Genomic DNA, 14,882 nt, shown 5'->3' on the forward strand with positions numbered 1-14,882 from the left:
ATATTCTTATTGAAATTAGCTTGCAAGAATATCTATTATTAGTGAATACCTCTTATTTCAATAATCCTTTTTGCTGTAAAAAAGCTGTTGCCACTTCAGATGCAGGCTTCCCTTCGACATCTACCTGATAATTCATGGCGCGCATTTCATCATCAGTGATCTGACCGGATAAACGCTCTAACGCTTCTGCCACTTCAGGATATTGCTTTAATGTCTCATCACGCATCAATGGGGCACCTTGATAGGGTGGAAATAATCCTTTGTCATCTTTGAGCACTTTTAGCTTATACCGTTGTAGTTCACTATCTGTCGAATACGCATCCATCAATTGAATATCACCGGATGCGATCGCACTATAACGGAGTTTGGGCTCCATCGTTTGCAAATTAGGGAAAGTGAATCCGTATAATTTGGTTATCCCAATATATCCATCATTACGATCAGCAAATTCACGTGTAAATCCAACTTTAACTTGTGAAGATACATTTTGCAGATCAGACATGGTTTCCAATTGGTTCTGTTCTGCATATGCCTCTGGTACAGCTAATGTATACGTATTGTTATATTTCATCGGTGCTAGCATATCCATATTGAACTTTTTGGACATGCCTTCTTTGGCTTGATTGTATACTTCTGTACTATCTGTACTGACAGCATCTTCTTTAAGGAATTCTGCCAGAGCTGTACCTGTAAATTCAGGATAGATATCAATATTTTTATTTTTTAAAGCGTTGAATAAAAATGTAGTTTTACCCATGCCTGGCTTTAGTTCAACTGTTAAGCTTGTATCTTGTTCAATCAATTCTTTGTACATATTAATCAGAATTTCTGGTTCTGCACCCAGCTTACCTGCAATCACCAAATCTTTTTGCGTATTGTTGAACAATGGAATCACACTAACTGCAATTACAATTAATGCTGTAGCAGATAACCAGATGATCGATTGTCGGAATGATCTTTTTTCAATCACACGTAGTAATAGATCGAATATAATTGCAAGTAACGCTGCCGGTACCGCTCCTAAGATCAGTAATGCTGTATCATTGCGATCGATCCCTAGTAAAATAATATCTCCTAACCCACCTGCACCAATCAATGCAGCCAGTGTAGTTGTTCCAATAATAAGAACCATTGCTGTACGAATACCTGCCATAATAACTGGCATCGCTAAAGGCAACTCGACTTTGAACAATCTCTTTATCGGTGTCATACCCATAGCATCTGCGGCTTCGATTAAAGAAGGATCGACTTTTCGAATACCTGTATATGTATTACGCAAAATGGGCAACAATGCATAGATCACTATCGCTACAATAGCAGGTACAATACCAATCCCTAGTAACGGAATCAACAGACCAAGCAAAGCTAGTGAAGGAATCGTCTGTAATACAGCGGCAACGCCTAGCACTCCTTCTGATATTTTCAAATGACGAGCGATATAGATCCCTAATGGAATGGCAATAATCAAAGCACATAATAGCGCTACAAAAGAAATCAGGATATGTTGAGTTAATGCTTGTAATAATTGATCCTGACGCTGAATCATGACTTCCCACAAATTATTCATTATTCAGCTTCTCCTTTGCTATATACAGACGTTTTTTGGAGTAGTGAAGGTAATGGATTGGATTCTACTTGTACCGAACCAAAAAATTCACTAACAAAAGGATCTGCTGGATGATGTAACAATTGTTCTGGTGTATCCGCTTGAATAATATGTCCTTCACGCATCACACCAATACGATCCCCTAATTTGAGCGCTTCTTGAATATCATGAGTTACAAATACAATCGTTTTCTGAATGGTCGCTTGTAGTTCTAACAGATCATTTTGCAATCGTTCTCTTGCCAAAGGATCAAGTGCACTGAAAGGTTCATCCATCAAAATAACGGGTGGATCAGCAGCTAGCGCACGTAATACACCAATCCGTTGTTGTTGCCCTCCAGATAATTCATCTGGCTTACGTGTACGGAACACTTTAGGATCAAGTCCAACCATATGAAGAAGTTCATCGATTCGTTGATCTGTTTTTTTACGATCCCATCCGCATAATTCAGGTGTGATCGCTATATTTTCTTCTACCGTCATATGTGGAAATAAAGCAATCTGTTGTAGCACATACCCTATTCCTTGTCGCAATTCATGTACAGGCATATGGTTCACTTGTTGGTCGTTGATTTCAATCGATCCTGAACTTGGTTCAATCAATCGATTGATCATTTTGAGTGTTGTTGTTTTACCACATCCACTAGGCCCAACCAGTACAAAAAATTCGCCTTTTTGGATATGTAAATTCATCGGATGTACAGCAATCGTACCGTCTTCATATTGCTTCGTGACTTGTTGTAACTTAATCATAAACGTGCCTCCTCTTTATTATCCATCTGATCTTTATAGGTTATGTATAACATCAGCGCCGAACCAATACATTCGACCGAGTTTTCATACAAACAAATTTTGCGTAATCAAATAATGGCATATTGACTATATTTCACTTCTTTTACTATTACCCAAGTTATATCTAATGGAACACTTAAACAGAAATACGAAAAAAAGACTCTACAAGCGATTAGCTTATAGAGCCTTTTAAAGCATTAACGATACATAGCTTTATTATTGTTGTCTCAATAGTAACAACTTATTTTCTAGGTAAGTTCAACGGATCGCGCTCATCGCCAACTCGACCATCATTTAAATCAGGATCAACATTTACGTTATCAAGACCTGTTCCTGTTGTGGAAGCAGTCGTTGTTGTATCTGTATCATAATATCTAGTATTAGAAGCTTGATTTTTGCGGAAGATATCATATACAGTCACTTGACGACCTGTCTGCTCATCAACCAACACAAGAATTTGTCCTTCTTTTACATTGTTTTCGTATTCTTTTGCTTGATCTTCAGGAATACCCAGTCCGATAAGTCCACCAACGAGTCCGCCACCAGCAGCTCCAGCTGCGGCTCCTGCTAATGTTACTGCGATTGGACCAGCTGCCATGATAGGACCAAATACGGGAATAGCCATCATTCCGATACCTGCAAGAAGTCCTGCAACACCACCGATAGTACCGCCTGCTGCTGCTCCTGTTGCAATACCTTCAGGTGCTTTTGTTCCTGTTTCTTCACTTATATGCTTCAAGTCTTTTTTATCTTTAGCAATAACAGAGATATTGTCTTTGTTAATACCTGATGCTTTTAGATCTTCGATAGCTTGACTCGCTTGTTGTTCGGTTTGAAATACACCTACTAATTTATCGTTGTTCAATTCGTTGTTGTTTGTATTTAGATTATTGTTTTCCATGATGTTTTCCTCCTTGGGATATATACCAAATTTGTATTTAAATTTCGTGTGACTCTGATATAGACTTAACCGTATAAAAATATTTAAAACACTTAATTTGGATTATTTAGAATTATTTTGTAATTCATAAATGATATTATTTGTTCATATAACAACGTATTTATTATCGTTGATTACGATGTAAAGGGTTAGTTGTATTCGCCGCTACATCTTCTTTGATAACAGGCTCATTGTCACGTGCTAGAAGTTCTTCTTGACGTAAACGTAGCGCTTGCTCTTCTTCTGTTACTTGTGAACGATCATGATCTGTGTGATCTGTTGTTACGGTATGATTCACAGGTGTACTTAAATGATCAGTTGTCGGGATAGTCGGAGATGCTGAATCTTTGCGACCATAAAATCGACTATTTGAAGCATGGTTTGTGCGGAAAATATCATAAATTTGATCACGATGACCTGCTGACTCATCGACCAAGACTAGAATTTGTCCTTCATTAACATTGTTCTCGTATTCTGCGGCTTCATCTTCAGGAATACCAAGTCCAATAAGACCGCCTACTAGACCACCAGCACCGGCGCCTACTGCCGCACCTGTCAAAGCAACTACGATAGGTCCTGCTGCCATAATCGGTCCAAATACAGGAATAGCCATCATTCCTAAGCCTGCAAGAAGTCCTGCTGTACCGCCTAGTAATCCTCCAGCTGTTGCGCCTGTTGCAATACCTTCCGGAGCTTTTGTTCCTGTTTCATCACTAATATGTTTTAGATCTTTTTTATCTTTAGCAATAACAGAGATTCGATCGGTAGAAATACCTGCTGCTTTCAATTGCTCGATCGCTTGAGTCGCATGTTGCTCGTCTACAAACATTCCTACAACTTTGTCATTTTTTTGTTCATTATTCATCTCATTTACATGGTCATGGTTCATCATTTTCATTCGTCCTCCTCAGGATCAATACACATTTTGGAAAACCAGATTGTCATGAATATGTTTAGAATGTAGTTATAATTGTGCAAACAATAATATGCACTTTTTTTATATATGTTTTGGGTGTCTATTATAGTATTAACCGTATAAAAATGATTAAATCAGCTAATATTGGTTTATATAAGTGGTATTTTGATCCTATTGTTATCATTTTGAGCTTACCTATGCAGGTTCTCTGTTCAATAACTATTTATACTTCTGATTATTTATTTCCGTAATATTATACAAATACGTTCATAACTTAGCTTTCATTTCTACTTTATGTATTCATAAAAATAAGACTCTATTAAAAAAAGCGACAATCATTTCACTATATCATAGACAAAAATTAAATATTTCAATTTTGTCATTTATAGTGATAGATTATCGATTTATCATATGGCTAATGATTAGGAATTTAAGCCTTTAGTCAGATCTTCTATTAAATCTTCTATATCTTCAATCCCTACAGAAATCCGTACAAGACCTGGTGTAATACCTAGCTCTGCTCTGCGTTCTGCTGGAATAGAAGCATGCGTCATACGTGCAGGCACCGAAATCAAGCTTTCCACTGCCCCTAGACTTTCAGCTAATGTGAAATACGTTAATTTTTTCAGTAATGCCGCTGCTTTCTCATCGCTACCTACATCAAATGAAATAATACCACCAAAGCCAGCCGTTTGCTTTTTGGATAATTCATGTTGAGGATGAGAAGTAAGTCCGGGATAATACACTTTGCTTACTGCTGGATGTTCTGATAAAAAAGTAACGATTTCGTGTGCATTACGTTCTATCGCTTCCATACGTAGTCCTAATGTTTTGATACCCCGAATCAATAACCATGCATCTTGAGGACCCAAAATTCCACCAACAGCATTTTGGATAAAATGAATATCTTCAGCTAGCTTTTCATTATTGACAACGACCAAACCTGCTACAAGATCACTATGACCACCCAAATATTTAGTCGCCGAGTGAAGTACAATATCTGCACCTAAAGGAATCGGATTTTGCCAGTATGGTGTCGCAAAGGTATTATCCACGACAAATAATAGATCATGTTCATGAGCGACATCAGCTACTGCACGAATATCGGTTACTTTAAGCAATGGATTGGTTGGTGTCTCCACATAGATTGCTTTTGTATTGGGCTGGATCGCTTGACGAATCGCTTCAAGATCAGTCGTATCTACAAAAGTAGACTCAATCCCAAGACGAGCCAATACTTTGGTGAAAATCCGATACGTACCGCCATAGACATCATCAGTTAACAGCACATGATCCCCTGTATTGAACAAAGTGAATACGGCATGAATAGCCGCCATACCTGAACCAAAGGCAAATCCTTTGAATCCTTCTTCCAAATCTTTGATCAATTCTTCTAAAGCAAATCGAGTTGGATTACCTGTACGTGAATACTCATATCCTTTGTGTACACCGATTTCTTCTTGCTTGTACGTACTGACTTGATAAATAGGAACGTTGACTGCGCCTGTATGTGGATCGCCGGAGATACCGCCGTGAATTAATTTTGTTTTGCGTTTCATAGTTAAATACCACCTTCATAAATTTGTTTACTCAAATAACGTTCACTGCTATCCGGAAAAATAGTAACAATATGTGCACCATCAGGCGCTGTTTCAGCTTCTAGTAGTGCTGCATGTAACGCTGATCCTGCGGAGCTTCCGATTAGTAGCCCTTCTAAGCGAGCCAATTCAGCGACACGGTTAAAAGCATCTTCATCACTGATGGTATGAATCGCATTGAAATAAGATTTATCCATAAATTCTGGAATCATCTCCATGCCAATGCCTTCTGTTTTGTGCGAACCGGATTCGCCACCATTGATAATAGAACCTTCTGGTTCGACGATCACTGTTTTGAGATTGGGATTTTGCTCTTTCAAATAACGACTTGTGCCCATAAATGTACCGCCTGAACCTGCACCTGCTACAAAAACATCAACTTTCCCTTCGAGATCATTCCAAATCTCAGGTCCCATTGTTTGGTAATACGTTTTGGGATTATCAGGATTGGTGAATTGTCCCGGACAATAAGCCCCGGGAATCTCTTCAACCAGTTCACGTGCTTTGTCGATTGCACCACGCATACCTTTAGCTGTCGGCGTATGAACAATTCGAGCGCCTAAAGCCTTCATCAGCGTCTGCTTTTCAATACTGAATTTCTCAGGAACTGCAAAAACAACAGAAATATCTTCATGGATCGCTGCCATCGCTAGACCGATCCCTGCATTTCCTGCTGTCGCTTCTACCAATGTACCACCCGGTTTGATTTTGCCTGTAGCTAGTGCTTCATGAAGTAGTGCTTTACCTACACGATCTTTAACACTGCCTCCCGGATTCATAAACTCCAACTTAGCGAATAAACGAATACCTCGTGGTAATGTATAGGCATTGATCTCCACAAGCGGTGTATTTCCGATCAAATCCATCGTACTGCGATATAAAGCCATTCTATTTTGCTCCTTTAATTACGTAATCATTATATGATGTTATATGAACAGTAATAACGAATATTGCATTTTAAACCACTGGTCAATAAATAGAAAAATAAAAAAACCAATTAAACAAATAGGAATTATAAACCTATATTCTGAGTGTAGTAAGATTACGATTAAAAGTCAAACATCTTTACACTTATTCTCACTATGACATAAACTATTCAGCTCACTTTTAGAATTAAAAAAGGTCTATACACATTCACTATGTTACAGCGAATGTGTATAGACCTTTTGATAGCGCACTCTTTTTCAATCCATCCTAAAGCTATTTCTCTTCTCCCGGAGAACGTCTGGCAAAATCAACAAATTGAAATTTGTCCAAGCGATGTCTGGATTCTGTGTACTGAAAAAGAGTCGTATCTTCCAAATGCACATAATTACGTACAACCACCACATGAGTGTACTGCTTTAAATCTAGCAATTCCTTATCCTCAGCTGTGGCATCTTCAACCGAGATCACTTTTTTGGCATAACTGATCTGCAAATCCAATTCATTTTCCAGATAAGCATAGATCGATCCACTCGCAATTTCCTTCGTTAACAACGGAACAACATCTGAGCGAAAATAATCTTTGTCTAAAATGACTTTCTCGCCTTCAATATTGCGCGCGCGAATCACTTGCCATACCGTTGCATGTTTGTCGGTTTCCAGATGACGAGCTACAGCATGAGGAATAGGAATATGCTCTGTCGTATACACAATCGTTTGCGACTTCCGTCCAATCCGTTCTGACATTTCTTTAAAACTAACCAGACCACTTAATGGAAAGTTCATTCGCCCAAGATCCAAGACAAATGAACCTTTCCCTTTGATTTTATGAATAAAGCCATTCTCTGAAAGCAATTGGAGTGCTTTACGAACAGTTTCACGGGAAATACCATATTCTCTGGTTAGATCATTTTCAGACGGAAGCTTGGTGCCTGCGGCTATCTCGCCGGATTGTATACGTTCTGAATAATCATGATAAATTTGTAGAAAAATATTAGTATTCACTTGTCATCACCACATTTATTGTAGCACTTTTTAAATGATCTGAAATCAGCAAATTATTTTCTCCATTTTACCAACTGATTAATTCTACAGATTATTATTTAAGATGAATTTTCAAAATAAGAGATTGTAAGTCATTTACTGCACCAGGTAGTTCTTCAATCGACTCAATCATATCTTGACCATCAGGCACGATAATAGGAGTAATAATAGGATACCCTGCGGCACGAATCGTATCACGATCGAATTCAAGCAATAACTGCCCTGCTTCTACTTGATCACCTGTTGCTGCATGAACATTGAAGCCTTCGCCTTTGAGACCTACCGTATCAATACCTACATGAATCAGAATCTGTACTCCTGTCGCATGCTCAAGAATCATCGCGTGTTTACTATTTGCCATAATATGAACGACGGTTCCAGCAAAAGGAGCTACAATCTTCCCATCTGTCGGTTCAATTGCGATTCCTTGCCCCATTTGTCGCTCAGCAAAAGCAGGATCAGGCACTTGTTCCAACATCACAGCTTCACCTGTTACAGGAGCGAACACTTCCAAAACATCGACAGCATCTGCATCGCTTGTAGCTGTAGGCTTAGAACCAGATAATGCTTGTTGCGCAGAACCTTTTACCGATTCAGTAGTAGTTGGTGTTGTTGCTTTGGATACTGTTTGGTTATCCTCTGCTGAAGCCTTATTTTGCTGACGACGTACTATAATCTTGCCGTAAATCAACGTTAACGTAAATGGAACGATCAATACAATCGCCATCCCGATAAAGAAGATGCCCCATTGATCCGGGAAAATAGACAAGAATCCAGGAATACCGCCGACTCCGATCGAATACGCCAATACATGATTAATCGTAAGCAATACACCTGCTATTGCTGAACCAATCATACCGAATACGAATGGATATTTGTAACGGATATTGACTCCAAAAATCGCGGGTTCTGTTACACCGAGAAAAGCAGACACAGACGATGTTATCGCTAGACCTTTACTTTTTTGATCTTTCAAAATCAATACCATCGCTAGTGCACCTGCACCTTGAGCAATATTAGACAGTGCTAACATCGGCCATAAGAACGTACCACCTTGTGTTCCGATCAACTGCACATCAACAGCAAGGAAAGTATGATGCATTCCTGTAATGACAAGTAGTGCATACAATCCACCATAGATCAGACCACCTAGAGCAGGCACAGTGTCAAATACATAAACAAAACTACTTGTAATTACATTACCGATTGCAAAAGTAACCGGACCAATCACTGTAAACGCAAGAAAACCTGTAATTAACAACGTAATTGGAGCTAACAATAATAGCTTGAATGAATCGGCTATTCGCTTATTTAAAAAGATTTCAATACGTGATAATACGTAAGCGGATACAAGTACAGGCAACACTTGCCCTTGATAACCGATTTTGTTAATTTCCCAACCAAATAGATTCCATACAGGAACTGTACCGCTATTAACTGCATCAGCGTATTTGTAAGCACTCATCAAATCTGGATGAACCAGAATCAGACCGAGCACGATCCCGAGTAATGGACTACCGCCAAACCTCGTAGTGGCTGACCAACCAATCAGTACAGGTAGAAAGGTAAAGGCTGTACTCGCTATCGTATTTATAATAGAAGCAAAATCTTTCCACTGCGGATAGACATCAACTAAAGATAACCCTTCAAAGAAAATACCTGCACCGGTCAGAATATTATTAATCCCTAATAACAGACCTGCTGTCACAATCGCTGGCAAAATCGGAATAAATATATCTGCTAGTGTTTTGATGGCACGTTGGATCGGGTTTTGCTTTTTACTGGCTGCACTTTTAACGTCGTCTTTGGAAGCACGGTTACCGCCCGTAATCGCTATCATTTCGTTGTACACTTTATCTACTAACCCCGGGCCAATAACGACCTGATACTGCCCTTGCGAAGAAAATTGCCCTTTTACCAGATCATTTTGATCCAGTGCATCTTTATCTACTAGACTATCATCATGCAAAGCAAATCGTAATCGTGTTACACAATGTGTAGCGACTTCGATATTTTCTTTGCCACCAACTGCGGCTATAATCTGCTCTACACTTTTTTTATCGATATCTGCCAACTGACCCCACTCCTTCAATATATCTACATTTCAATATACTAACCAAGTAGAACAGAAAGAATCTGCTCTACTTAGCTTATAACCATATACTTTGTTAATGGATAAGCCACATATAAGAAGCATAAGGTTCCAAAATCAGTGAATGACTTAGAGACAGCGTAGCCATTGTGTTACCAATTAATAAGCGAGCGGACTGTAATGATTCTGCACTATATTGTTGTGTGATCGAATCAGGCAGATTAAATATGGCTTGTTGCTCACTAAAATTAGAAATAACAATCACTCGCTCATGCTGATTACAACGTGTATACGCAAATATCTGAGGATGAGACTGATCTAATCGTTCATATGTACCATCCGTAAGCACTTCAATCTCCTGACGAAGTGTAATCAATTGACGATAATGATGATAGACGGAGAACGGATCATCAAGCTGAGATTGTACATTAATGTCTGGATAACGCTCATCGACTTTGATCCACGGTGTTCCTGTCGTGAATCCTGCATGAAGACTATTATCCCATTGCATCGGTGTACGTGAATTATCGCGTGAACGTTCACGAATAATGTCTAACGCTTCGGCTGCTGTTTTGCCTTGTTCCTGCAAAATACGATACATATTTGTAGACTCAATATCTCGAAATTCTTCAATACTGGACCACTGCGGATTAGGCATACCAATTTCTTCACCTTGAAAAACATAAGGTGTTCCTTGCAAGCCATGTAAAGTGGTTGCTAATAATTTGGCACTTTCTACTCGATACTGATCGTCATTCAAGAATCTTGATAAAGCTCTAGGTTGATCATGATTGTTGAAAAATAGAGCGTTCCATCCTCCTCCTTGTTGCATACCTATTTGCCAGTGGGATAATAACGATTTTAACGCTTCAAAATCATACGGCATTAATTCCCACTTCTGCCCTTGCGGATAATCAACTTTGAGATGATGAAAATTAAAGGTCATCGAAAATTCATTTTCTTCAGGATTAGAATAACGAATACAATGTTCTAATGTTGTAGATGACATTTCCCCTACCGTTACCGCTTGATAAGGTTCAAATACTTTCTCATACAACTCTTTCACATACTCGTGTACTCGTGGCCCATCAGTATAAAATTTACGACCATCTCTTATCGCTAGCTCACCTTCGTCTGTATCGGTTGGGAAATTCTGATCTTTGGAGATCAAATTAATCACATCCATCCGAAATCCGCTAACACCCTTATTTGCCCAAAATGTGAGTAAGTTAATCACTTCTTGTCGAACTTTAGGATTTTCCCAGTTGAGATCTGCTTGCGTTTTATCAAATAACGTCAAAAAATATTGTCCACTTTGCTCATCATATTGCCATGCTGAACCGCCAAATTTGGACTGCCAGTTGTTAGGTACTCCACCATCTGGAGCAGGATCACGCCAGATATAATAATGACGATACGGATTATTTTTGGATTTCAAAGCTTCTTGGAACCAATGATGTTCTGTTGAGGAATGATTAACCACAATATCGGTCATCAAATACATATCTCGTGCTTTAATTTCGGCTATCAATTCTTCCATATCTTCCATCGTTCCATATTGAGGGTTGATCTGGTAGTAATCAGCTACATCGTAACCGTTATCATTTTGTGGGGAAACATATACAGGTTGCAACCAAACAATATCAATACCCAGTTGCTTCAAATAATCTAACTTTTGGGTTACGCCTTTGATATCGCCTTTGCCTTTACCTGTCGTATCGTTAAAGCTTTGTGGATACACTTGATACACGACCGATTTACGCCACCAGTCTTTGCGAGTGATCTCTATAGATTGTGTAGATAAAGCATTCATAGTCTATTTCTCCTTAAGTAAGGTCACTATAGAATTTCTACAATAAGAACTTCTACAACAGCGCTTACAGTCAACTTGTATATACAGGATTATATTCTTGTATATACAAGTTGTCAACGACTATTTATTTTGTATATGTAGAGGGTATATCAGATTGTTAGATAGCGATCCATCAAAAAAGACGATCATACAGTTAAGTTCCCTGTACAATCGTCTTTGGATGATCTTTATTCTTTACATTTCATCATATTGAGCATTAGAAGCATTATTTTTGCGGAAAATCTCGTAGATTTCTGCTCCACGTCCTGTTGATTCGTCGACTAAGACTAATATAGCTCCTTCATTTACACGTTCATCATAATGGCGCGCATCTTCTTCAGGAACACCGTATCCTACTAATCCACCAGCCAGTCCACCTGCGCCCGCCCCTACAATCGCACCTGTAAAAGTAGCGGCTATCGGCCCAGCTGCCAGAATAGGACCTATTCCGGGAATGGTTAGTGCTCCTAATCCGATCAATAACCCTGCTACTCCACCTAACACTCCGCCTGTAGCGGCACCCGAAGCCATTCCTTCTGCGGTATCCATTTGAGTATCTTGTTCAATACGTTCAATCTCTTCATGATCTTTAGCAATCACAGAGATATCTTGTTCTGTAAATCCAGCCGTTTTCAGATCTTCTAATGTACGACTCACTTGAGTTTCATTATCAAATACCCCTACGATTTTATCCAACACTTTATCATTTTGATCCATGATTATCATCCTTTAGTGATCGAATTTAAAATATGTATTATACGAACTCAATAGATATATACCGTTACAAGGTATGGAGATATTTTAAACATAACCTCCTTTGGCTAAACATATAGCGATATACCATCATTAACCTTACATGTGTAAACGCATACAACTAACATTGATTATTTTTATTTATTTTGTAAGCGTTATTATATTTATAAAATAAGAATCAACTACTTTTTTAGCCAAAATCGCTAATGATATGACAGCAAATTTTACATACTTATTGATCTTTTTAGAACCTATACCTACCCACTCTAACGTCTATAAACCCAGTACTGACAAGGAATATGCGGATTTTGCTGCACTACTTCATGATTCACATATTTACGCTTCACCGGTTATCTTCCTACAATAAGAGTATACACATAGCGATATACCGCTTCTTTATTATTCTACTGTTCCACAAGAAAGGAGGACTATGATGCAAAGAAATGTATCGAATACAATTCATAACGACTCGATTTCTGAAGTGACTGTCACTGAGCGACGCAAGTCTCTTTGGAAAAGAATTACACGTAATTGGGAATTGTATCTATTGATTGCTCCTGCGTTTTTGTACTTTCTTATCTTTCATTATGGACCTATGTATGGTATTCAGATCGCCTTCAAAAACTTTCTTCCTGCACGAGGTATAGCCGATAGCCCATGGGTAGGCTTTACTCATTTCAAGCGTTTTTTTGAATCTTATTATTTCTGGGATTTATTATGGAATACATTAAGTATCTCCTTATACGAATTAGCAGTTGGTTTTCCTTTACCTATTTTATTAGCACTCGCTTTTAACGAAATTAAAAATGGATTTTTCAAACGTACGGTACAAACGGTAACATATGCACCTCACTTTATCTCAGTTGTAGTGATGGCTGGAATTATTATTACTTTCCTGTCTCCTTCTACAGGTATCATTATCAAATTTATAGAATGGGCAGGATTTAGTGCACCGAGTCTACTGACAGATCCCGCATGGTTCAAAACGATGTATGTCTTATCCGGTGTCTGGCAAAGCACAGGCTGGGGGACTATCATTTACCTTGCTGCACTGTCTGCGGTCGATCCACAGCTTCATGAAGCCGCTATTATGGATGGTGCAAGCCGATTCCGCCGTATTATCAGTATTAATATTCCTACGATTATCCCTACGATTACGATTTTATTGATTTTGAGTATAGGAAGTATTCTCGGTGTTGGGTTTGAGAAGATTCTATTATTGCAAAATGCACTGAATATGAGTTCTTCTGATGTTATTGATACGTTTGTATATCGAACCGGGCTTATCAATGTACAATACAGCTTCTCGACTGCGGTAGGTCTGTTTAACTCGGCTATCAATGCGGTTCTGTTGATCACTGTCAATCAGATTGCTCGCCGTACAACCGAGCACAGTCTATGGTAATGTACTGTTCACGAATACGATACTAAGGAGGATACGCTATGGCTGCTGTGATCAAAGAATCGAAAACAGATCGTCTGTTTCTGATCTGCAATTACCTCTATGTAGCGATTGCTTTTGTGCTTGTTCTTTACCCTGTCGTGTACATTTTAAGTGCTTCGATCAGTACACCTTCTTATGTGAATTCAGGTGAAATGTGGCTACTCCCTAAAGGAATTACATTTGAAGGATATATGAGAGTTTTTGAAAATAGTAAAATCTGGGTCGGTTATGGCAATACGATTTTGTATACGGTTGTCGGTACGCTGATCAATCTATTGGTCACTTTACCTGCTGCCTATGCTCTAAGCCGTAAAGATTTTGTAGGACGTGGCTTTTTTATGGGAATGTTTCTGGTCACGATGTTTTTCAGTGGTGGTCTTATTCCGACCTATTTGATTGTCAAACAATTAGGGTTGGTCAACTCGATGTGGGCATTGATTTTACCGGGGGCTGCTTCGGTCTGGAACATTATTGTGGCTCGTACGTTTTTCCAATCTACTATTCCGATCGAACTGCAAGAAGCGGCTCATATGGATGGGTGTACCAATCTACGACTATTTCTAAAAATTGTTGTTCCTTTATCCACTCCGATTATTGCCGTTATGGCTTTGTTCTACGGTGTAGGTCATTGGAACAGTTATTTTAACGCTTTGGTTTATTTAAATGATCAATCCAAATATCCGCTGCAAATGGTATTAAGGCAGATTCTAGTCTTGCAAGAAATGTCTACTTCAGCTCAAGGAGCAGCCACCAGTGGTGAAGCCGCAATGGCGATGAATGCCAAAGCCGATATGGCAGCATTACTGAAATATGCAGTCATTATTGTTGCTACATTACCTATTATTGCTGTCTATCCTTTTGTTCAACGTTATTTTGTACAGGGCGTTATGATAGGATCAGTGAAAGGGTAAGCGCTTACGAT

At 38.8% G+C, this 14,882-nt stretch carries 12 protein-coding genes; 2 read left to right on the forward strand and 10 right to left on the reverse strand.

The genetic code is table 11. The features are described 5' to 3' along the window. Positions 1–52: 52 nt before the first annotated feature. The 10 genes from RCP16_RS08190 to RCP16_RS08235 all read right to left on the reverse strand — a co-directional run bounded on the left by RCP16_RS08190 (position 53) and on the right by RCP16_RS08235 (position 12,480). Positions 53–1,567 carry an ABC transporter permease/substrate-binding protein gene (locus RCP16_RS08190; protein ID WP_308642138.1) on the reverse strand — a complete coding sequence of 505 codons (1,515 nt, stop codon included), beginning with the start codon at positions 1,565–1,567 and terminating at the stop codon, positions 53–55. After that, complete coding sequence (locus tag RCP16_RS08195) at positions 1,567–2,358, reverse strand: ABC transporter ATP-binding protein (RefSeq protein ID WP_069328263.1); 792 nt, start codon at positions 2,356–2,358, stop codon at positions 1,567–1,569. The genes RCP16_RS08190 and RCP16_RS08195 overlap by 1 nt, the downstream gene beginning before the upstream one ends. 280 nt (positions 2,359–2,638) lie before the next feature. Next, complete coding sequence (locus tag RCP16_RS08200; protein ID WP_069328262.1) at positions 2,639–3,298, reverse strand: general stress protein; 660 nt, start codon at positions 3,296–3,298, stop codon at positions 2,639–2,641. A gap of 163 nt (positions 3,299–3,461) precedes the next feature. Further along, entirely contained in the window at positions 3,462–4,229 is a 768-nt protein-coding gene (locus RCP16_RS08205) for a general stress protein (RefSeq protein WP_371748213.1), read from the reverse strand. A gap of 446 nt (positions 4,230–4,675) precedes the next feature. Beyond that, positions 4,676–5,812 carry a bifunctional cystathionine gamma-lyase/homocysteine desulfhydrase gene (locus RCP16_RS08210; RefSeq protein ID WP_069328260.1) on the reverse strand — a complete coding sequence of 379 codons (1,137 nt, stop codon included), beginning with the start codon at positions 5,810–5,812 and terminating at the stop codon, positions 4,676–4,678. A gap of 2 nt (positions 5,813–5,814) precedes the next feature. Continuing rightward, positions 5,815–6,738 (reverse strand): PLP-dependent cysteine synthase family protein, encoded by a 924-nt coding sequence (locus RCP16_RS08215; RefSeq protein ID WP_069328259.1) that lies wholly within the window; start codon positions 6,736–6,738, stop codon positions 5,815–5,817. Positions 6,739–7,051: 313 nt separating this feature from the next. Beyond that, positions 7,052–7,780 carry a trehalose operon repressor gene (treR, locus tag RCP16_RS08220; RefSeq protein ID WP_137224190.1) on the reverse strand — a complete coding sequence of 243 codons (729 nt, stop codon included), beginning with the start codon at positions 7,778–7,780 and terminating at the stop codon, positions 7,052–7,054. A 94-nt stretch (positions 7,781–7,874) separates the two neighbouring features. After that, a complete protein-coding gene (gene treP, locus RCP16_RS08225) occupies positions 7,875–9,893 on the reverse strand; it encodes a PTS system trehalose-specific EIIBC component (RefSeq protein ID WP_308642140.1) in 2,019 nt (672 codons plus the stop codon). 94 nt (positions 9,894–9,987) lie between these two features. Beyond that, positions 9,988–11,724, reverse strand: coding sequence for an alpha,alpha-phosphotrehalase (gene treC / locus RCP16_RS08230; protein WP_308642141.1), 1,737 nt, complete (start codon positions 11,722–11,724; stop codon positions 9,988–9,990). Between the two features lie 234 nt (positions 11,725–11,958). After that, positions 11,959–12,480 (reverse strand): general stress protein, encoded by a 522-nt coding sequence (locus RCP16_RS08235; RefSeq protein ID WP_273593916.1) that lies wholly within the window; start codon positions 12,478–12,480, stop codon positions 11,959–11,961. Between the two features lie 469 nt (positions 12,481–12,949). Between RCP16_RS08235 and RCP16_RS08240 the strand changes: the two genes are divergently transcribed. Continuing rightward, a complete protein-coding gene (locus RCP16_RS08240) occupies positions 12,950–13,921 on the forward strand; it encodes an ABC transporter permease (RefSeq protein WP_069328254.1) in 972 nt (323 codons plus the stop codon). A 38-nt stretch (positions 13,922–13,959) separates the two neighbouring features. Then, the gene (locus RCP16_RS08245; protein WP_069328253.1) at positions 13,960–14,871 is read left to right on the forward strand and encodes a carbohydrate ABC transporter permease; all 912 of its coding nucleotides are present in this window, start codon (positions 13,960–13,962) and stop codon (positions 14,869–14,871) included. Positions 14,872–14,882: the final 11 nt, after the last annotated feature.

The sequence above is a fragment of the Paenibacillus nuruki genome (assembly GCF_963311185.1).
GTDB lineage: Bacteria > Bacillota > Bacilli > Paenibacillales > Paenibacillaceae > Saccharibacillus > Saccharibacillus nuruki.